The following is a 20,131-nucleotide window of genomic DNA, read 5'->3' as shown; positions in this document are numbered from 1 at the left end:
TCCAGGCTTTAACGAGTGTGATTACCAGTCCGGATAAAGATCGGTGCGGCGGTCGCGCCAGGTCGTAACAGACCCGGCAAGACGGACGTCATTGAGCAGCTTCAGATCCAAGTCTGCTACAACGAGCATGTCCTGGTTAATCTCGCCCTGCGTAACGATGCCTGCAGGCGGGAATGGAATATCGTTAGGCGAGATGACAGCAGCCTGTCCGTAATTGGCGCGCATGAAATCCACTTTGCGAAGCGATCCGACCGTTCCAGTCGTAACGATATAAACCTGGTTCTCAACTGCCCTGGCATGGCAGCAGTAACGGACGCGATAAAAACCATGGCGGTCATCCGTACAGGAAGGACAGAAGATGACATCGGCCCCTTTTGCTCTCGCCATGCGGACGATCTCTGGAAATTCAATATCGTAACAGGTCAATAGCGCGATTGTACCAAATGCAGTCTCGAATACTTCCAAACCATCACCGGGCGACATGTTCCATTCCTGAACCTCTGTAGGGGTCATATGGAGTTTCGCTTGTTGGTCCACCTTTCCGTCAGGATGGAATAAAAATGCGGTATTTCTCCGTTTATCCCCTACTTGAACGACATGAGTACCCGCCGCAATATAGATCTGATACTGCTGCGCCAATTGTTTAAACAATGCCGTATACGCATCTGTAAAATCAGGCAGCCGTTCGATTGGAAGCGGATTGCCTTCTTCATCGCCAATAGACAACAGCTGCGTAGTCATGAATTCTGGAAACAGCACAAATTGCACGCCATATTCCGCCGCATTCTTTATGTAATGATGCACCTGCTCTGCAAACTCATCAAAAGAATCGATATCCGCCAATTCATATTGGACGGCCGCCACGCGAAATTTCATATATTCTCTCTCCTTTTTCATTAAAGAATTCTTATTTTATTTTAATAAATCAAATAAAACCTAGTCCCCATCTATATTTATTTTCTCCTTGTTAAACTTTAGGGAACGAATTTTTTGTTATAGTAGTCCCAGTAACCGCTGAGAAAAAAAAGATGGAGGGATTAGACAAGTGTTAAAGACCAAACTTATCCGCAAAGTCATCAGCGTCGGTCTGTGCGCGACAATCGGATTCACAATGCTAGGCTTTGGACAAGCTGCCCCGGTCAGTGCGGCAGTATCTTCTACAACTAAAGCCAACAACATTATCAATTCGGGAAAGAAATATTTAGGCGTCCCATATAAATTTGGCGCACCTTCAGGCATAACCTATGCCTTTGATTGTTCCTCTTTTACCCAGTATATTTATAAGAAGAACGGAATAAAGCTGCCGCGCACATCCAAAGCGCAGGCGACTAAAGGTTATAAAGTGCTGAAAGGCAATCTGAAAAAAGGAGATCTCGTTTTCTTCAAAGTCCCATCCCGTACAGGGAACAGCATTGGCCATGTAGGCGTTTATGCCGGAAACAACATGATGCTGCACACATTTGGCGCCGGCGGAGTTAAGTTCACCAGCCTTGATACTCCGCATTGGAAGAAAAATTATGTAACAGCGCGCAGAGTCATTTCATAATGAATTTTAAGGTTAATACCATTAACAATTGATCGGCTTAAACACCGATCAATTGTTTTTTTTCGGGAACTGGATCGCAATTGTCGTTCCCTTATTCAGCTTGCTGAACACTTCGATATTGCCGTCATGCAGCTCTACAATCCGCTTCGCGATTGAAAGCCCCAGACCGACACCGCCGGTCGCCCGGCTTCTCGCTCCATCCACCCGATAAAAACGTTCAAACAGATGCGGAATTTCCTCCTCCGGTATCCCCATGCCCTTATCTTTTACATCGATTCGAATCATATTCTTCGTCGAACTGATTGTGATATCAATCGGTTCTTTGCTGTATTTGATGGCGTTATCGATAAGAATGACTAACAACTGCCTGACTTTATCCTTGTCCGCTGTCATTCGGACGCCGATAGGCTCAGAATGCACGCGGATCGTGCGATGAAAGGTAGTGTTCATCATATCGGCGAGCTCATCGACCATTTTCACCACATCGAAGGTGCCCAGCCTTAACCAGTCTTCCTGCTCGGCTTCGGCCAGCATCAGCATCGATTTCGTCAGATTTTGCAGCCTCTGCGCTTCATTCGATATTGCTTCCACTGCCTCATCTCTTACCTTCTCGTCGTTTCTGCCCCACCGCTTGAGCATTCCCGCGTAGCTGCTTATGACGGTCAATGGCGTTTTCAACTCATGCGAAGCATCCGCAACGAATTGCTTCTGTCTCTCAAAGGTACGGTCAAGCCGCTCGATCATCTGGTTGAAGGCACGAATCAACTGCTGAAGCTCAGCCGATTCTTCTCTGCCATCTAATTGGATCTGCCTAAGCTTACCGCTTCGATCGATTTCCCTCATCGTTTGAACCATATGCTGGATCGGCGAGGTTAGCCTTGACGTGAACCAATAGGTGCCAAAAATTGCAAACAGAATGGCTCCGAGACTCGTAACCGTTAAGGCGCCGACTAATATTTGCAGATAGCTGTCAAGCAAATTCAGCTTTCGGACGATCTCCAGCATCCCGATTACATTCATATTGTCATATAACGGCACTTTAAAATAGATAACCCTTTTGCCGGCATAGGTCTTGATACCCGTATCATGATTCCAACTGAATTCTACCGGCATGGACAGCAGCTCTTCATCCGCACCGATCTGATTGAGTACATAACCCGACGTGCTGACAATACGGATCATTTCGTTCACATTATAAAATTCGCTGAGAAGGTTCGGATCATCCAGTGAACCCGTCTCCTGAATCTTTTTGTTCTCAAGCAGCAAATTGACTTTATTGGCCAGCAGCGACTGCTCACTGCGAGTTGTAATCTTTATCACAAAGAAATAAACGAAAATATTGAACAAGATCAGGATGAAAATAAGCCAAAAAATGGTGAACAGCGTGAATCTCTTGCGCAGCGTCATCATTCCGGCTCCTTGAGCATATAGCCTACGCCTCTCACGGTATGAATAAGCTTATACCGAAACCCTTTATCTATTTTCTGTCTCAAGTATCGAATATACACATCCACCAGGTTCGTCTCACCGATAAAATCGTAACCCCATACTTCGGATAATATTTCTTCACGGGATTTTTCCTGGTTTTTGTTCTCCGCTAAATAGACAAGCAGTTCAAACTCGCGCGGCGTAAGCTCGATCGCCACTTCCTTGCGCGACACTTTGCGGGTGCGTAATTCAATGGTCAGATCGGCGACCTTCATGACATCAGCACCCTCGGTTTCACGACTTTGCTGTTGAAATATCCGCAGCAAATTGCGGACTCTAGCGAGCAGCTCCTCCATTGCAAACGGTTTGGTAATGTAATCATTGGCCCCATGTTCAAAGCCGCTGACTTTATCCGGCACTGTGTCTCTTGCAGTCAACAGTATAATAGGTATCGGATTTCCGGCATTGCGAAGCCTGCGAAGCACTTCGATCCCGTTCAACTCAGGCAGCATAACGTCCAGCAGCAGAAGATCCCACTCCCCGCTCATCGCCATCTCCAAGCCCAACCGGCCATTCTCTGCACGGCCTACCGTATATCCTTCATGTTCAAGCTCCAATTGTAATATGCGGGCAATACTATCTTCATCTTCAATGACTAATAAGCGTTCTTGTTGTTCCATGATCTCTCACCCTTTTCCAGTTGACCTGAAAAACGGTCATTTTTATAGCTTATAATAATGAACAAGCGGCATAAATGCAAGTCAGGCGATGTTTGTCATATCAGATATCACCAGTTAAGGAAATGTTTATAAGATAATGAAACCTGCCGCTGCCGCAATCAGGACTACTTGCCAAGGCTGGCATTTCCATATTTGCAGCATCAGAAAAGCAACAAGCACAATGGTAAAATCATGTGCCGTGTGCACCGTGCTTGTCCATACCGGATTGTATAACGCCGCCAGCAAGATCCCGACAACAGCTGCATTCACACCCATCAATGCCAGCCTGGCTTTCTGATTGTGCTGCAGGCCTTGCCAGAATGGCAGCGCGCCGACGAGCAGCAAAAATGAGGGTAGAAAGATAGCCAAGAGAGCAGCGGCAGCCAACATAATTCCATGCCATCCCTCGCCAATTGAAGCCCCTATGTAAGCAGCGAAGGTAAAGAGCGGCCCAGGTACTGCTTGTGCCGCACCGTAACCAGCCATGAAGCGATCTGCAGAAATGCCATGTTCACCACCATGCACAACCTCCTTCTCCAGCATGGGCAGCACGACGTGGCCACCCCCGAAAACGAGTGATCCCGCCCGGTAAGAGCTGTCCATTATGGATACTGCCGGAGAAGACGGCATCAGCTTTGCAGCGATAGGCAATACAATAAGAAGAATTGCAAAAACAGCAAGCGCCGCTGCCGCAAGCCTGCGGCCAAACGGAAGCCCGTGCTCCCGATCATCGGCAGCTCGCGCTGCTGCAGCTGTGGGCTTTAACCAGAGCACTGCTGCCGCACCGCATAACAGCAGCGGCAGCAGCTGCCCCGCCGGGCCCGGCATCAGAGAGGCCCATCCTGCGGCAAACAGCGCCATCGTAGCGCGAATGCGATCCGGAGCCAAAGTGACCGCCATGCTCCATACGGCCTGAGCGACAACTGCTACGGCAACCAGTTTCAAACCTTGCAGCCAGCCCGCGCTTGAGAGATCAGCTGCGCCTACCCAAAGCGCGAATAGAATCATGACAAGCGCAGAGGGCAACGTGAAGCCCAGCCAGGCCGCCAATGCACCGCCAAGTCCAGCTCGCCGGATCCCGATTGCCATTCCGAGCTGGCTGCTTGCAGGTCCAGGGAGAAACTGGCACAGGGCGACCAGATCGGCAAAGCTGCTCTCGCTTATCCACTTCCGGCGATTGACATATTCATCTCTGAAATACCCGATATGGGCAACCGGACCTCCGAACGAAGTCAGGCCGAGCTTTAAAGCCGTCAAAAACACTTCAACCTTTGATTCCGGTTTTATACGCATCTCTTCCCCTCCGTTTCGTTCCATCCATACTTCGATATCCTCGATTTCCATTACTTAAAAGGGGACGATCTCCAAATTCGATAATTATACGCGTATCATTGTATCACAGGTTCACATAAAAAGTGTGAGTTTATCGCACAAAATACGGCCATAACGGTTGAAGGCTATCGCTTAACAGCTTCCTCCAGCTGGAAGAATCGGTTGCCCATCGGCTGCGCCATAAACATTCTGCCCAATCGGCCGGAGAAAGCTGGGGAACCGTCGTAAGCAGCGGTCCCGGAAGCATGCTGAGCCACTCTTTTCTTCTGCTGAACTTCACATCCTTATTGGCAATCCAAAAGGTAGGAAGCTGGAGCTCATTTCGCAGCTCAAGAAGCTCGCGGTACTGGTTCATCATTGAGGCGGACCACCTTGAAGGCCAAGGATCCGCCACGAATAAACATAGATCCGCACTTTGCAGCAGCGGGCGACAGGATGGCGACAGCCACTGTCCTGAGAGGTCGATCAAGGTCGTCTCCGCCCGGACTGATGGATCCGGAGCATGAAGCTGCTCTTCTCCAGAGTGCGGATCACCGCTTACAAAGGGCAAAAGCGCATACCATGTAATGTTGTGCTCCTGCCATACGGAATACTTCGGATAAGCTTGACTGTTGCTTTGACCCTTTGAGGAAGCTAACAATGTATGCCACTCTGCACGATTTAATGGATGCTCTATTGCGGTACAGCGTAAGCCTTGCAGCGACAACAGCTTACATATTGTCAGGGTCATAAACGTCGCTCCCGAGCCGGGGGCCAGCGATGCAATAACAACCCGTTTTCCTGTCTTGCTTTCACCGGTGCGGTCGTCAGGATCAGGATACGAATGCAAATGGCTCACTCCTCTCCCGTCCCAATGCTTCAACGCCTGTTGAACCTCATACATGGAAGCGTACCGGCGGTCCGGCAGCGGATCAAGCATTCGTTCAAGTAAAATGGTCATTTTATCAGGCGCACTGTGCAGCTCCTGACAGCGTACCGGCTCCCCCGGACGATAGTGCCTGCCGCCGCTTAACATATAGAAAAGAAGCGCGCCTAATCCGTAAATATCGGACCTGGGATCGCTTTGCCTGCCGCCGCTTTGTTCAGGAGCGGCGAAGCCCGGTGTCCCAAGCTGAACGGTGTCGCTTGATTGGCCATGCTTATAAAATCGCGCAATGCCGAAATCGATCAGCTTTATATGTCCACCAGGCTCGATCATCACATTGGTCGGCTTTAAATCACGGTGGATGATAGGCGGAGATTGACGGTGCAGATAGGACAGCACATCGCATAATTGCTGGAATATGTTCATGACGTTAGCATACGGAAGCTGCTTGTCTTGCTGAGCCAAGTAGCCCTGTAACGTGACGCCTTCGATATAATCTGTGACGAGCACCGCTCTCCCCTGCTCGTCCGGCGCATAGAAATCAGCGATAACCGGCAAATGAGGATGGCTAAGCCTCATTAATACTTTCGCCTCAAGCACGTCGCTGCCTGCTGCAGCCCTCCCCAGATTTGTCACTTTAATAGCCCAACGTTTGCCTGGCATCCGAAGATCCTCTGCTTTGTACACCTCCCCCATTCCGCCTTTCCCGACCATACTCACGATTCGGTATCTGTCGCCAATAATTGTTCCATTAGCCCATACAGGCAGCAGGCGTCTTTCGTTATCATTGTTTATCATTCATCTTCCTCCTTTTCGCATAAACAAAAAAGCATCCCGGCAGCCGCGTTTATCAACGCGGTTAACCGGGATGCTTTCCCTTGTATAACGATCTATCATTTTTGTTCAATCGGAATCCGTATGCGTGCGGAGTGAGGGCGGAAACGAATGTGTCAGCACCCCTCAGTGCCGGAATATTATTTCCGCCTTAAAAATAATGTGATTTCATCACGGTTATGAAAAAGCTGCTTCGCTCTAAGAACCTCGAAGGCTTCATTCATCTTGCTCATGACCTCCCGGATCGTTTGCAGCGGCTTGCGGTGCATAAGCTTAACGGTCACAATTGCGCTCCCCCCGCTTACAAGCGCTTGCTGCAGATCTAACACCAGCTTGCACATCTGCAGCGGACTCCAGCTCATATCGCATACGAGAAGATCGAATTGGCCGGGAGAGAACTTCACTTCCGATGCATTCTTCTTCAAGTAGGTCAATCTTGGATTCTCCGCTAACGAAGGATGCAGCTCAGCGGGGTCAATTGCCGTGACGAGCAAACCGCGCTCAAGCAGCAGCGAAGTCCAGCCGCCGGGCGCCGCTCCGATATCGAGCGCTTCCCGGAACTCTGCCAGATTGATTCTAAAGGTTCGTTCCGCTTCAAGCAGCTTGAATTTTGCCCTTGAGATCTGCCCTTCTTCCCTCTGGAAGCGAACCGCACCGCCCGGCCAATCAGATAACAGCTGCTCCGGTGTCCCCCAGCCGATCAACAGCTTATCCTTGGCAGCGAAGATCGACAGGATCATATCCGGATGCTGCAGGGATTGTTCACTGTCCACTTCCATGAGCACCGCATCAAGCACAGCTTTGGTATCGGCTGCTGAGTACGGGTAAGGGCTGCCTTCTACGCGACGAACATGCACGGCTGTTCTTTTTCCTTCGAATAGCTTGCAGGCATGCCTAACCATGTTGCTTAGCTCCTGCAGATCATCCGCATTTCCGTTAAGAGGAAGCTCACGATCCACAGGATGAATATGACGCAAAAATATCGGTTCGTTATCCTGAACTTTCTTCAATGCTTGTTCGCGGTCGTCAGGCAGCTCGAGCATGAATACCTCGCCGGCCACTAATTGCTGGAATTTTATCGACGGAAACAATCTTCTCAGCTCTTCCATCGCGTAAGAAGCGAAACCATGATTGGCCGTACCGATCCAGCGGCTCACAGGCTGTCTCCTTGCTGCGCGACACGAATCCAAGGACGTTCATGTGCCCATTCCACTTCAATCGGCAGGTCATATGCCTTGCTTAACGCCTCACCAGTCAGCACTTCCTTCTTCGGTCCTGCTGCCGCTACTTTCCCCTCGTGAATCAAGGCTACATGGGTGAACAAAGGAACGATCTCTTCGATATGGTGCGTAACATAAACGGCTGTCATATTCTGCTCGCTTAAGCGGTACAGCTCACGGAGAAACTTCTCGCGTTCGTACAGATCCAGGCCTGCGCAAGGCTCGTCCATAATAAGGAGCTCCGGACTCGCCATTAATGAACGGGCCAACAGCGCTTTCTTGCGCTCACCTTGCGATAAGGAGCCCAGCGGCTGATCCGACAAATGCCCGATGCCCATATCCGTCAGCAAAGCGCGCGCTTGGTCCCGCAGCTCCGAAGGAATGTCTTGATAAAAACGCAAAAAGGCATAGGCGCCTGTAGCAACGACTTCCCACACGGAATCGCTGAGCGTAAGCTTCTCGACCAACGATTGGCTAATGTAACCAATGCGTTTGCGGACTTCCCTGACATCGCATTGTCCATAACGGTTACCCAGCACCTCAACCGTTCCGGAACTAGGGAACATATAACCTGTCATCATTTCGAGCAATGTTGTTTTCCCCGAGCCATTCTTCCCCAGTATGACCCAATGCTCGCCCGGACGCATGTGCAGATTGACGCCATCCAAGATGACGCGCTCGTCGCGGCGCAGATAAAGCTCTTGTAAATGAATCATAATATCTAATCACCTTTGTTCGACTGATTTATTGACGTACGATTTCCAATATTTGATAACACCTCTTGCGGCATAGGTCCGTTGTGAATGATCACGTCTTCAGGCGCATGCAGGTAAAGCAATTGATACATCTGCATTTTTCCTGAAAGGCTTGATGTATGTAGATAAATTTCGCGGGGATACCGCCCATGCTCCACGATATGTCTTGCAACGTCCAACCCCGTTGGCTCTCCCCATCCTAAATCATAATCCAGCGATAACACGCCGATCGGTTCGCCGTCGATAAGCAACTTGCATTCTTCACTATTACGGGCGAGCACAAATCCGGAGGGGCAGGGTCGGTAATCATCCAAATAGACATGGACCATCGTTCGAATCACCGCTTTCTATCAGTCTGCTTGCTCGGGCTGTGTGCTGCATGCATCCATTCATTTAAACATTTGATTTGCTCGCAGTGCGTCCCATCCTCTGAGCGCGGTGTCTCCAAGATAATCGGTACATCGCGCACTTCCGGAATGGCCAGAAAACGCATTAGCGCCTGCTCGCCAATATGTCCCTCGCCAATCACAGCATGACGATCGCGCCGTGATCCGCTGGGAAATGCAGAATCATTGAAATGGACAGCCGCCAGATGCCTCATAACGCCTGTATCCCTTGCCTTCTGCAACCAATCCTGCTCCGATGCCATGCTCCAAACCCCGCTTGCGAATAAATGACATGTGTCCAAACAAAAAGCGATTTTTTCAGGATAGCGGCTTAAGCCCCGGATTTGGGACAGCTCCTCAAAGGTCATCCCCATCAAGGCATGATCGCCGGCTTGATTCTCAATCAGCAGCTTAGCCCTTCCATTCCATTGCTCAAGGGTCTTATCTAGACATTGTATAATATTTTTATACCCTTGTAACGTATCAGGCCCCTTATAAATTCCGAAATGGACGACGACACCAAGAGAACCGCAGCTTTCTGCAATCGCCAAATCATTTAAAAGTGAAGTTATCGTCCGTTCCACTTGATCTGGATCCGATGCGGCCAGATTCGTCGGGTATGGAGCATGTGCAATCGATCGCAGGTCATGCTTTATGCAAAATTCGGCACAGCGCTGCGCATCCATCGCATCATATGTTTTTATCGTAAGGCTGCGCGGATTTTTCGGAAAGTATTGAAAAGCTCCTCCCCCTTGCGCCAGCGCTGATTTTGCCGCATCATGATAACCGCCGCTAATGCTGACATGGGCACCGGTGAAAGGCATAAGCTAATGTTCCTTTTGACATACTGGACAATAGAAGGCTTTACGGGAAGAAATCTCCGTCTTGATAATCGGATTTCCGCACTTCAAGCAAGGCTCCCCTTCTCGGTCGTACACATGAAAGCGTTCATTATAACCGCCGGTTAAAAGATCATCTTTCGTAAATGGATGTTCGATGTAGCCGCCTGAAGAGGCTGCTTCGCGAAGCACGGAATGCATAGCTGTATAGAGGCGCTCCCAGGTTTCCTCGGCGATCTCCGGAATTTTGGCGGTTGGCCTGATTCCTGCGGCAAAAGCAATCTCATCAACGTAACTGTTCCCGATGCCGGCAATTACCTGCTGATCAACAAAGGTGGATTTGATCGTGCCCCGCTTCGTTTGCAGCAGCGCGCGAAACCGCTCGAATGTCAAACGCTTGTCCATCGGCTCGGGCCCTAGCGATGAGAGCTTCGCCTCGACCTCCTTAACTGTTAACAGGTGCAGGAATCCAAGTCTTAAACCCATAAAATAAAGATTTCCCTGCGGAAATTTTAATGTCACTTGGATCGATCTCGAGGGCCGGTCTTCATCGGTTCCAAAATACATAAGACCGCCCAGCATCAGATGCAGCAGCAGCCGTCTTCCGTTGTCCAAATGAAATAATATATATTTCCCTCTGCGTTCAACGTACCAAATCGACCTGCCTTTAAGCTCATCATTAAACCGGTCAACCGGCACATTGATAGACTTATCCCTTGTTACTTCTGTTCCAATAATCGTTTCTCCAACAATTCGCTCCGAGAGCATTACTCGGTACGTTTCCATTTCCGGCCATTCAGGCATAGGCACATCTTCCTTCCTGTCATCGTCGCTTGCTTCTCTTATGTCCTGATAAGATGGGAAATATACGAGTGAAGCTGTCTCAAATCTTCAAAGACCTGATCGGCTTCAACACCCGCAATTTGAATATGCTCCTGCATATTGTCTTTCGTCGTTATCCCCGTTAATACGAGTGCCGTTCCGCAGCCTGCTGCTTTGCCGGCGGCAATATCCGTCGCCATATTGTCCCCGATCATCCAAGTCCGCTCTGCCGTTAGCCCCAAACGGTCCAATGCAAAGTTAACCAGGACAGAAGAAGGTTTGCCGATCACCGTCGGCTCTACACGGCCAGCGGCTCTCAGCATAGCAGCAAGGGAGCCAGCGCCGGGAGATAATCCGTCTTCTGTCGGAAGGAGCAAGTCCGGATTCGTCAGTATGTAACGCGCGCCTCCATGAATAAGGCGAACCGCGTGTTCAAGCTTTTTATAATTGAAGTCCCGGTCGATCCCTTGCAGCACGAAGTCCGCTTGCTCTTGTGTTAGCTGCAGTCCAGAATCGGCAGCGCTGCTTCGCAGCCCCTCCTCGCCTATGACATACACAGAGGCTCCGGGCTGCAGATTAGCGATGTAAGCTGCTGCAGCCTGCGCCGATGTGCAGATTTGCTCCGGTGAAGCCGGTATGCCCATCTTTTCCAGACGCTGCGCAACGGTCTGCGGCGTGGCGGAGGAATTATTAGTCACGAATAAAAAGGGCAGCTTTGCCGCATACAGCGATGCAATCCACTCATCAGCGCCTTCGATCCTTCTAGAGCCATGGTACAATGTCCCGTCCAGATCGATCAACAGTCCATCCGGCTTGTTTAAACCTGTTTCTGACATTAGTTAACGTTCCCCTTGTTCTGTTTTCTTCTCAGCCGTTCCAGACGATTCGCGATCGCCTCAAGCTCTGCACGCAGCTTTGGATCGTTTCGGCGCGATTGCGGCCTTCTCAATGCCAGCTGCATGGCGGATTCCGCGTAACGAAGCGCAGACGGCAGGTCCTTGCTTCGATGCTCATTATACATTGCAAGCTCAATATGCGCTTCATAGGATGGCAGAGCTGAAGCTTCCGCCGATAATGCGATCTTCTGCCACAATAACACAGCGCGCTCCCAATTTCCAACCTTCTTGTCTCTTGCTGCAAGCGGCAAACACCAGGAGCCGGTCGGCACATCTTTATCCGCCAGCCTCGCGAATAACGTCTCCGCCAGATCGGTCAACCCCATCTTGTCCAGCCAAAGCCCGGTGCGCAGCAGCTCTTCCTGGTCTTCCGGGTACGGCACATCGATTCCAAGCCGGCCTCCGAGCAGATGGGCAAAACGGATGGCAAGACATGCCAGCGAGAGCATATCGATCTCATTGTGCCGAAACACGCCCTCCAGCGGAGCGGGGTCGCCGTCTGCTAAATATTGAAAATAGATGGAAGGCGCCAGCGATCCGGGCACATCGTCGTGCCGTTTTATATTTAATCGTTCTTCCTCGATATGGCTCAGCTTGCATGAGGTTAATGTATTCCTCCAGATGCTGCGGGACGGATGCAGAAAATCAAGATGCAGCAAGCGGGAGTCCAGGCGGCCGAGCCCGTTCATAATATATCTTCCTGCCAAGACAGGCCAGTCAAATGTACGGCCGTTGTATGTGACTAAGTAATCAAAGTTCTTTAATTTCTCCGCCAGATAAGCCAGCATTGCCCGTTCTTCTGCGGGATGTCGGATTAAGGATTGCTCGATGACGAAGCGGTCAAACGTCGCATAGCCCAGGCCGACCATAAATGGCACATTGCCGGTTCCGACCCCCAGCCCGGTTGTCTCCAAATCCAGAAACAGCATATTATACGCGCTTGGCGCCGGCGTCTCTTCCGAACCCCTATGAAAGGCGGAAAGCGCAGCAGACGCATCTATTAATTCCATTAATCGATGTGTTCCATGCTGGTAATCAAGCGGGTAAAACACTTCCCGAAGCAAAAAGCTTCCCCAGTCATTGGCCGCTGTTCTGACCTGCATCCGGCTCCACTCGCCGGATAACCGGTCTTCCGGCTCTTCCTCGGACGGTTTCAAACGGTCGCTATCCTGTAAAGGACGATTCTCAGCCTCATCCTCTGCTGCCGATGACTGTGGACTCGCACCCCTTAGACGGTTCATACGCTCCCGCAGCCCGCTCATAACACTGCCCTCGCTTCGCCCAGCAGCTCCAGCGCCTGTGATTTGCCAAGCAAGCCGACCTCTTCGATCGGCCCCACACAAGCAGGACATCCGCTTAAGCAGGTACACGAGGCGATCAGCGATTGGGCTTGGCGCACCAACTCATCATGTACTTCATATAGTCGTTCGCTGAGCCCAATGCCGCCCGGATACCGGTCATAGAAATAAATCGTAGGACGTTTTGTGTGTACCGCTTTGACTTGGGGAACGACACGTATATCCATTGGGTCACACATTAGATACAGGGGGGCGATATGGACAAGTACATTCGCAATGCCTAACAGCGCGCACTGCATTTCATTCGTTCCTTTGCCCGCCGCCGCTTCCTCATTAAAGGAAAACCAATAGCCGCTTGTATGCAGCTCTTCCTCAGGCAGATGAATCGGGCCTGAACCGATGTTCTCGTGTGTGCGGAGGCGGATTTTTTTGAATATCGTCGGTTTCGCGTTGACCGTTAACTCACCATACTGCCTCACCAATGAACCCGACTGCGCTTCCCGATCAACATGAAGCACCTTCAGCTCGACGGCCAAATTCGCATCCGTGAAATAATCGACATTAACCTCGCGCACGTAGGCTTTTTTCTCCGGATAATCCAGCTTTTCGACCTGATACTGAACCCCTTCGTGAATATAGATGGCTTCTTCATGGATCAGGGTCGGTGCGCCGAACCGGTCAACTTCCCCTAACACACGGCTGCCCTCGGTACGGTCAATGATGATGAAATTCTCCTGTGCAGCGGATCGCAAGGAAATGTTATGGGCAGGAAATGACTGGTCCATCCAGTACCAACGGTTCTGAACCCGGTGCAGTACCTTCTCCTCCACCAAAAACTCCAGCATATCCGTGAGGGATTCGCTGCCAAACCGGTCTCCTTCCTCGAATGGGAGCTCGTAGGCCGCACATTTAATGTGGTCAATTAAAATAAGTAAATTATCCGGATGAATCAATGCCCGCTCCGGAGGACGATTGAAGAAAAAATCGGGATTTTGAATCATGTATTGATCAAGCGGATTGCTGCTTGCAACCATGAAGGTGACCGAGCTGCCCTGGCGCCTTCCCGCCCTGCCGGACTGCTGCCACGTGCTTGCGATCGTTCCAGGATAACCGTTCAGTACACAAGCCTGAAGCTGACCGATATCAATGCCCAGTTCCAGCGCATTCGTGCTGACAACGCCGCGGATTTCCCCGCTGCGCAGCCCACGTTCAATTTCCCTGCGAAGCTTAGGCAGATAACCGCCTCGATACCCGCGTATCGTCTTCTTTCCAAGCTCACCCTTCTCCAGCTCCTGCAGATAGGTCAGCAAAAGCTCTACCCGCACCCGGCTGCGCGCAAAGACAATTGTCTGAACGCCTTGCTTGAGCAGCAGTGACGCCAGCTTGCGGGTTTCCAGCACACTGCTGCGGCGGATGCCGAGCTGCTGATTGACCACAGGCGGATTATAGAACACAAAATGCTTCTCCCCAGTCGGGGCTCCATTGTTATCCACAAGCGCAACCCGCTCTCCAATCAGGCGCTCCGCATGCTCTCCCGGATTATCAATCGTCGCGGAAGCGCAAATAAATTGCGGTGCTGAACCGTAAAATTTACAGATGCGCTTCAGCCTTCGAATCACATTGGCAACATGGCTTCCGAACACGCCCCGATACGCGTGAAGCTCATCAATGACGATATATTTTATATTTTCGAACAGCTTTACCCATTTCGTATGATGCGGCAAAATCGCGGAATGAAGCATGTCCGGATTCGTAACGACAATATGGCCCGCATTCCGGATTGCCGTACGTACTGTGGGAGGCGTATCCCCATCATAGGTATGCGTCTTAAGATCAACTTCCATGATGTTAGCCAGCTCCTGCAGCTCGGCTACCTGATCCTGCGCCAAAGCCTTGGTGGGAAATAAATAGAGCGCTCTGCCGCTCTCATTCTCGAGCAGCGATTGCAGCACCGGCAAATTGTAACAAAGCGTCTTCCCTGATGCGGTGGGCGTTACGGCTACAACATGTTTACCGTCTCTAACGGCTCGGTAAGCTGCGCTTTGATGTGTAAACAATCGTTCAATACCACGTATATTTAAAGCTTCAATAAGCTTAGGATGCAAATCAGCAGGAAGATCGGCCGTCTTCGCTTCACGGGCTGGAATCGTGTGCCAATGCGTCACATTGGCCATAATTTCCGGCTGCTTACGGAGATGATCAAGCCAATCCTCGAGGCTGGAAGCCTTTCCCGTCCAACGGTTCATACAGCTCTCTCCTTCATCTGAACACATTAATTTCATTGTACAGAATACATGTTCGTGTGGCAATCCCCACTATACTGTCGAATTGGCAGAATTGTGTGACGAATCACGTTGAAAGAATGCAACTGATCGTGTCGGTTCATGCGCTTTCCCGGGAAAAGTTCTTCATTTCCCGCATGCAAGCCGCTTCCAATCCTTCAACCGACCGCTGCTCTTCAATTGAAATTCACACTTTACAAGTAGAGAAGGCAAGCCCTTTACATGGAATTTCGCCTATAATTGGCATTTAAAAGCGCTTACATTAGCCCTTCATTATGCTCGTCCGATATATTTTGATACAATGTTTAAAGCAAAATATGGATAACCATTCAATAAGAATTGGGAAGGTGGAGAAAATAGTATGACCATTGATAAACAGATCTCTTCAGAAGTTGCCGCTAACCGCAGCCCCGAATACGATATTTCACCCTTGATCGTTAACCGCTGGTCCCCCCGCTCCTTTCAGGAGCGTTCCGTATCCGATCAAGACTTGTATGCGGTAATGGAAGCTGCCCGCTGGGCTCCCTCTGCTTCGAATGAACAACCTTGGCGGTTCGTCGTGGCTAAGACTTCAGCACAGAAAGAGCAGTTCCACACGTTTGTGAATGAAGGAAACTTGATCTGGTGTAAGCATGCACCGATTCTGATTCTCGCCATTGCCAAAACAACGAATGCCAAAGAAGCGCCTAATCGTTGGCACGCATTCGATACAGGAACCGCTTGGGGCTTCCTGGCTTTGGAAGCTGCTCGCAGAGGACTTATAACGCATGCGATGGGCGGATTTGATGTCGATAAAGCGCGCAGTACGCTATCTATACCGGAAATTTATGCTCCACAGGCTTTGATCGCGTTGGGTTACCGGGCAGAAGCCGAATTGCTGCCCGAGCAGCTGCGTGAACGGGAACGCCCGTCCACTCGCAAACCGCTTGAAGAGATTATCATAGAAGGATCATTTAATTGAGTTAATATTTAATGAGATTAACAAAAAACATGGTTGGATTATGTTTATGCCACCATGTTTTTGTTATTGCTTGACCAAGGGATAAACGGATATGATTCGTGACAACCTAGAAATTGGGCTGGCATTTATGCTCTCCCCAATCCTAAACCTGATGGAGGAATTGACATGATGGCAAAACCGGATAATCGCGCTGATAACGCGGAGAAGCTGCGTGATGCAGTACAAAATACGGTGCGTAATATCGATGAAGCCGAGGAATATTTAGCAGAGCATGCCAGTGAGATCGCTCCGGATCAAAAGGAAATCATCGAGAACAAAAACAACCGCCGCCGTCAAAGTATCGAAGGCATGCGGTCGGAAATTAAAGATGAAGTAAATAATGAGCAGTAAGGAATGAAAAAATCCGTCAAAGCGCCTTTCCGCGCAATGACGGATTTTCTATCATGATCATGATTAAGCTTTGTCTACATTGAAATATTGCGCCTCAGGGTGAGCAAACACCATCGCGGATACGGAAGCTTCCGGCTCCATCATGAATCCTTCGGTCAGTTCGACACCGATATCCTGCGGCTTCATGAGATCAAACAACGGCTCCTGATCTTCAAGATTCGGACAGGCCGGGTAACCAAACGATACCCGAATACCTTGATATCTTGCACCATGACGCTGCTTCATCGTCATATCCTGCGGATCCGGAAAGCCCCAGATATCGCGCATAATATGGTGAACCCGTTCCGCCAATGCTTCCGCGACCTCAAGCGCTACGGATTGCAGTGCATGAGAACGCAGATAGTCACCGCGGTCTTTCATCTCCGTCGCCCGTTCTCTGACGCCCTGACCGGCGGTAACGACGAGGAAACCGACATAATCCATTGTGCCACTCTCAACCGGTTTCAAGTAATCGGCCAGGCACAGGAAGGGTTCAACTTGCTGCCGCGGGAATGTGAATCGCTTGATCTCTTTCGTCGTATCCTTCGGGTCATAGATAATAATATCATTGCCCGAGGATTGCGCCGGAAAGAAGCGATACATCGCATTGGCATGCAACGTTTTATCCACTGCCGCTTCTTGCAGCAGCGTATCAACCGTGTCCTTGAGCTGGGCTGTCTTCTCATCGCCGCTGGCAAGCAGCTGTTCAACATTGCCGCGGACACCAAGATGGTGACCAAGCAGCATCTGCATGTTGATATAAGGAATGATGTGATTGATCGGGATCTCTCTCAAGACGTGGCGATCCAGATCAGGCGGTATATAGACCGGTGCGTCTGCCGATATATTGGAACGAACTGCCCTTGTCAGCTTTGGCAATACAGGAGCTTGTTCGGTTTCCGCTCCGCCCGAGGCCTTGAATTCTGCCCACTCCTCTTCCATCTTGGCACGATGCGTTTTATCCATCAGCTTGTTTGCAATATCGAGTCCATCCATAGCATCCTTCGCGTAGAGAACTAGCCCTTCATATTCAGGACCGATTCGATTCTTCGTAAATTTACGCGTCAGCGCCGCTCCTCCTACAAGGATTGGCACATGGATATCGGCATTGCGCAAATCCTGCGCGGTTGTAACCATTTGCTGTGCCGATTTAACCAATAGTCCGGAAAGCCCGATCGCATCGGCATTTTCCCTGCGCTGCGCTTCAATTAATTGATCCGGCGGTACTTTGATGCCAAGGTTCACGATTTGGTAGCCATTGTTGGAGAGAATGATCTCTACCAGATTTTTACCGATATCGTGTACATCCCCTTTAACCGTTGCCAGGATAATCTTGCCTTTAACCGATGTCTCATTCTTCTCCATAAATTGTTCCAGGTGTGCCACCGATGCTTTCATAACCTCAGCGCTTTGCAGCACCTCCGCTACGATCAGCTCATTATTGTTAAATAACCGGCCGACCTCTTCCATGCCGCGCATTAATGGGCCGTTAATAACTTCAAGCGCTGAGTATTTCTTCAATGCCTCATCAAGATCCGGGATAAGCCCTTCCTTCGTGCCTTCGACAACGTAGGAAGCCAGGCGCTCCTCAAGCGACAGGTTTGAAGCTTTTTCTTTCTTGACGATTTTTTTATCGCGGAACGCTGCGACGAACAAAGCCAGCGTCTCACCATTCGTGTTATAGATCAACTCTTCGGACAATTTGCGCTCGTGTTCAGGGATGGATGCATAACGCTCCAGCTTCTCGGTGTTAACGATCGCGTAATCCAAGCCTGCTTTTGTACATTCATACAAAAAGACAGAATTAAGCACCTCGCGGCCAGCCTCAGGTAATCCGAACGAGACATTGCTGATGCCTAGAATCGTCTGTGTGGCAGGCAGCGCTTCTTTGATCAGCCGGATGCCTTCAATCGTCTCTTTCGCCGAACCAATATACTGTTCGTCACCGGTACCGACCGGGAAAACGAGCGGGTCAAAGATAATATCTTCCGATTTCATGCCGTATTTATTCACAAGCAGATCGTGGGAGCGCTTCGCTACTTCGAGCTTGTCTTCACGTGTTATCGCTTGTCCGCGTTCATCGATCGTACCAACAACAGCAGCTGCTCCGTAACGATGAATAAGCGGAACGACTTGCTCGAACTTCTCTTCTCCGTCCTCGAGGTTAATCGAGTTAATGATGGCTTTACCTTGTGAATATTTCAGTGACAATTCAATGACCTTTGGATCCGTCGTATCGATAACGAGCGGCACTTTTACTTTCTTCACGACGAGCTCGAGGAACTGCTGCATATCCGAAGCTTCATCACGGTCCGGATCCTGCAGGCAGACGTCGATAACATGCGCGCCATTCTTCACCTGTGCGCGCGCCACTTCAGCAGCCTCTTCATATTTCCCTTCAGAAATCAGCCGTTTGAACTTGCGCGATCCCAGAACATTCGTTCTCTCCCCTACCATGTAAGGGCGGTTTTCGCTCTCAATATATACCGTTTCAATACCGGATACAGCCGGCGGATGATCTCCCTGTCGGGTGCGCGGCGGATACTGCGATAATGTGTCTGCCAGAGCGCGAATATGTGCAGGTGTAGTGCCACAGCAGCCGCCTGCTATATTCAGCCAGCCCTGCTCAGCAAATCCTGCAATCTTCTTTGCCAGCGAATCAGGCGATTCATGATAGTGTCCATTTTCGTCTGGCAAGCCTGCATTTGGATAACAACTGATGGCCGTCTTGGCAATTTCACTAAGCGAGCGGATATGATCACGCATAAACTCCGGTCCGGTTGCACAGTTCAAACCAATCGATACCGGCTCCAAATGCTCGAGTGAAATATAGAACGATTCAATATTTTGTCCGGCAAGCGTCGTACCCATCGGTTCAATCGTGCCGGAGATCATAATCGGCAGCTTCCGTCCTGTGGATTCAAACGCTTTACGAATTCCGATGCTGCCGGCTTTTACATTGAGGGTATCCTGGGACGTCTCCAGCAGGATCGCGTCCACACCGCCTTCTATAAGCGCTACGGTCTGCTCATAGTAGCTTTCGACCAGCTCGTCAAAGGTTACGCCTCCGGTTACGGAAAGTGTCTTAGTGGTCGGCCCAAGCGCCCCTGCAACATATCGCGGCTTATCAGGCGTCGAATATTTATCGGCTGCAGCACGTGCAATTTGGGCTGCTGCCAGATTGATCTCACGCGCTTTTTCCGGAATATCGTATTCCATCAAAACGACGCTGGTCGCGCCGAACGTATTCGTCTCCAAAATATCGGCTCCGGCTTCCAGATACGCTTCGTGTATATTTTGAATGACATCAGGCCGGGTCAGAACGAGCATTTCGTTACAGCCGTCCAGCTCTTCTCCCCCGAAATCTTCCGCTTGTAAGTCCGCTTGTTGAATCATGGTGCCCATAGCCCCATCCAAGATGAGTATGCGTTGCTGCATCATTTCTTTTAGTGTCGGTTTTGTCATTTCTGTACTTCCTTCCACGAAATCATTAACCTTTAGTCTACCAGAATCTCATCG

The 20,131-nt window shown here is 50.2% G+C and carries 17 protein-coding genes; 3 read left to right on the top strand and 14 right to left on the bottom strand.

All coding sequences use genetic code 11. The features are described from left to right. Window positions 1-21 precede the first annotated feature (21 nt). The gene (locus tag IEW11_RS02035; protein ID WP_188528521.1) at window positions 22-876 is read right to left on the bottom strand and encodes a carbon-nitrogen hydrolase family protein; all 855 of its coding nucleotides are present in this window, start codon (window positions 874-876) and stop codon (window positions 22-24) included. A 169-nt stretch (window positions 877-1,045) separates the two neighbouring features. Between IEW11_RS02035 and IEW11_RS02030 the strand changes: the two genes are divergently transcribed. Continuing rightward, a complete protein-coding gene (locus IEW11_RS02030) occupies window positions 1,046-1,546 on the top strand; it encodes a C40 family peptidase (RefSeq protein ID WP_188528519.1) in 501 nt (166 codons plus the stop codon). Between the two features lie 48 nt (window positions 1,547-1,594). On the opposite strand, the gene IEW11_RS02025 is transcribed toward IEW11_RS02030, so the two are convergent. The 12 genes from IEW11_RS02025 to IEW11_RS01970 form a co-directional block, all read right to left on the bottom strand. Continuing rightward, on the bottom strand, window positions 1,595-2,953 hold the full coding sequence (locus tag IEW11_RS02025; protein ID WP_188528517.1) for a HAMP domain-containing sensor histidine kinase: 1,359 nt from the start codon (window positions 2,951-2,953) through the stop codon (window positions 1,595-1,597). Then, the gene (locus IEW11_RS02020) at window positions 2,953-3,654 is read right to left on the bottom strand and encodes a response regulator transcription factor (protein WP_188528516.1); all 702 of its coding nucleotides are present in this window, start codon (window positions 3,652-3,654) and stop codon (window positions 2,953-2,955) included. Before IEW11_RS02020 ends, IEW11_RS02025 begins: the two co-directional genes overlap by 1 nt. A 126-nt stretch (window positions 3,655-3,780) precedes the next feature. Then, window positions 3,781-4,986, bottom strand: coding sequence for a chromate efflux transporter (gene chrA, locus IEW11_RS02015; protein ID WP_229724907.1), 1,206 nt, complete (start codon window positions 4,984-4,986; stop codon window positions 3,781-3,783). Between the two features lie 130 nt (window positions 4,987-5,116). After that, on the bottom strand, window positions 5,117-6,688 hold the full coding sequence (locus IEW11_RS02010; protein WP_188528512.1) for a serine/threonine-protein kinase: 1,572 nt from the start codon (window positions 6,686-6,688) through the stop codon (window positions 5,117-5,119). A gap of 176 nt (window positions 6,689-6,864) precedes the next feature. Then, window positions 6,865-7,881 carry a 23S rRNA (cytidine(2498)-2'-O)-methyltransferase RlmM gene (locus tag IEW11_RS02005; RefSeq protein ID WP_188528510.1) on the bottom strand — a complete coding sequence of 339 codons (1,017 nt, stop codon included), beginning with the start codon at window positions 7,879-7,881 and terminating at the stop codon, window positions 6,865-6,867. Beyond that, window positions 7,878-8,660: an ABC transporter ATP-binding protein gene (locus tag IEW11_RS02000; RefSeq protein ID WP_188528508.1), complete on the bottom strand. Its 783-nt coding sequence runs from the start codon at window positions 8,658-8,660 to the stop codon at window positions 7,878-7,880. The genes IEW11_RS02005 and IEW11_RS02000 overlap by 4 nt, the downstream gene beginning before the upstream one ends. A 5-nt stretch (window positions 8,661-8,665) precedes the next feature. Then, complete coding sequence (locus IEW11_RS01995; protein WP_188528506.1) at window positions 8,666-9,028, bottom strand: cyclic-phosphate processing receiver domain-containing protein; 363 nt, start codon at window positions 9,026-9,028, stop codon at window positions 8,666-8,668. A gap of 8 nt (window positions 9,029-9,036) precedes the next feature. Next, entirely contained in the window at window positions 9,037-9,909 is an 873-nt protein-coding gene (locus IEW11_RS01990; protein ID WP_188528504.1) for a deoxyribonuclease IV, read from the bottom strand. A 3-nt stretch (window positions 9,910-9,912) separates the two neighbouring features. Next, a complete protein-coding gene (gene mutM, locus IEW11_RS01985; protein ID WP_188528502.1) occupies window positions 9,913-10,728 on the bottom strand; it encodes a DNA-formamidopyrimidine glycosylase in 816 nt (271 codons plus the stop codon). A 38-nt stretch (window positions 10,729-10,766) separates the two neighbouring features. Continuing rightward, window positions 10,767-11,582 carry a 5' nucleotidase NucF gene (nucF, locus tag IEW11_RS01980; RefSeq protein ID WP_188528500.1) on the bottom strand — a complete coding sequence of 272 codons (816 nt, stop codon included), beginning with the start codon at window positions 11,580-11,582 and terminating at the stop codon, window positions 10,767-10,769. After that, window positions 11,582-12,904, bottom strand: a complete 1,323-nt coding sequence (locus IEW11_RS01975; protein ID WP_188528498.1) for a ribonuclease H-like domain-containing protein — start codon at window positions 12,902-12,904, stop codon at window positions 11,582-11,584. Before IEW11_RS01975 ends, nucF begins: the two co-directional genes overlap by 1 nt. After that, complete coding sequence (locus IEW11_RS01970) at window positions 12,901-15,186, bottom strand: DEAD/DEAH box helicase (protein ID WP_188528496.1); 2,286 nt, start codon at window positions 15,184-15,186, stop codon at window positions 12,901-12,903. The genes IEW11_RS01975 and IEW11_RS01970 overlap by 4 nt, the downstream gene beginning before the upstream one ends. A gap of 397 nt (window positions 15,187-15,583) precedes the next feature. Here IEW11_RS01970 and IEW11_RS01965 point away from each other — a divergent pair, with 397 nt between their 5' ends. Further along, window positions 15,584-16,183, top strand: coding sequence for a nitroreductase family protein (locus IEW11_RS01965; RefSeq protein WP_188528494.1), 600 nt, complete (start codon window positions 15,584-15,586; stop codon window positions 16,181-16,183). Between the two features lie 168 nt (window positions 16,184-16,351). Further along, window positions 16,352-16,573, top strand: coding sequence for a small acid-soluble spore protein Tlp (tlp, locus tag IEW11_RS01960; protein ID WP_188528778.1), 222 nt, complete (start codon window positions 16,352-16,354; stop codon window positions 16,571-16,573). A gap of 63 nt (window positions 16,574-16,636) precedes the next feature. Here tlp and metH read toward each other — a convergent pair whose 3' ends face one another. Beyond that, complete coding sequence (gene metH / locus IEW11_RS01955; protein ID WP_188528492.1) at window positions 16,637-20,077, bottom strand: methionine synthase; 3,441 nt, start codon at window positions 20,075-20,077, stop codon at window positions 16,637-16,639. Between the last annotated feature and the right edge of the window lie 54 nt (window positions 20,078-20,131).

The sequence above is a fragment of the Paenibacillus abyssi genome (assembly GCF_014640295.1).
Taxonomy (GTDB): Bacteria; Bacillota; Bacilli; order Paenibacillales; family Paenibacillaceae; genus Paenibacillus_D; species Paenibacillus_D abyssi.
This window is presented reverse-complemented; position numbering and strand designations above follow the sequence as displayed.

Coding starts and splice junctions, on each gene's coding strand:
- IEW11_RS02035 (WP_188528521.1), bottom strand. CDS start 876: ATGAAATTTCGCGTGGCGGCCGTCCAATATGAATTGGCGGATATCGAT.
- IEW11_RS02025 (WP_188528517.1), bottom strand. CDS start 2,953: ATGACGCTGCGCAAGAGATTCACGCTGTTCACCATTTTTTGGCTTATT.
- IEW11_RS02020 (WP_188528516.1), bottom strand. CDS start 3,654: ATGGAACAACAAGAACGCTTATTAGTCATTGAAGATGAAGATAGTATT.
- chrA (WP_229724907.1), bottom strand. CDS start 4,986: ATGCGTATAAAACCGGAATCAAAGGTTGAAGTGTTTTTGACGGCTTTA.
- IEW11_RS02010 (WP_188528512.1), bottom strand. CDS start 6,688: ATGATAAACAATGATAACGAAAGACGCCTGCTGCCTGTATGGGCTAAT.
- IEW11_RS02000 (WP_188528508.1), bottom strand. CDS start 8,660: ATGATTCATTTACAAGAGCTTTATCTGCGCCGCGACGAGCGCGTCATC.
- IEW11_RS01995 (WP_188528506.1), bottom strand. CDS start 9,028: ATGGTCCATGTCTATTTGGATGATTACCGACCCTGCCCCTCCGGATTT.
- IEW11_RS01990 (WP_188528504.1), bottom strand. CDS start 9,909: ATGCCTTTCACCGGTGCCCATGTCAGCATTAGCGGCGGTTATCATGAT.
- mutM (WP_188528502.1), bottom strand. CDS start 10,728: ATGCCTGAATGGCCGGAAATGGAAACGTACCGAGTAATGCTCTCGGAG.
- nucF (WP_188528500.1), bottom strand. CDS start 11,582: ATGTCAGAAACAGGTTTAAACAAGCCGGATGGACTGTTGATCGATCTG.
- IEW11_RS01975 (WP_188528498.1), bottom strand. CDS start 12,904: ATGAGCGGGCTGCGGGAGCGTATGAACCGTCTAAGGGGTGCGAGTCCA.
- IEW11_RS01970 (WP_188528496.1), bottom strand. CDS start 15,186: ATGAACCGTTGGACGGGAAAGGCTTCCAGCCTCGAGGATTGGCTTGAT.
- IEW11_RS01965 (WP_188528494.1), top strand. CDS start 15,584: ATGACCATTGATAAACAGATCTCTTCAGAAGTTGCCGCTAACCGCAGC.
- tlp (WP_188528778.1), top strand. CDS start 16,352: ATGGCAAAACCGGATAATCGCGCTGATAACGCGGAGAAGCTGCGTGAT.
- metH (WP_188528492.1), bottom strand. CDS start 20,077: ATGACAAAACCGACACTAAAAGAAATGATGCAGCAACGCATACTCATC.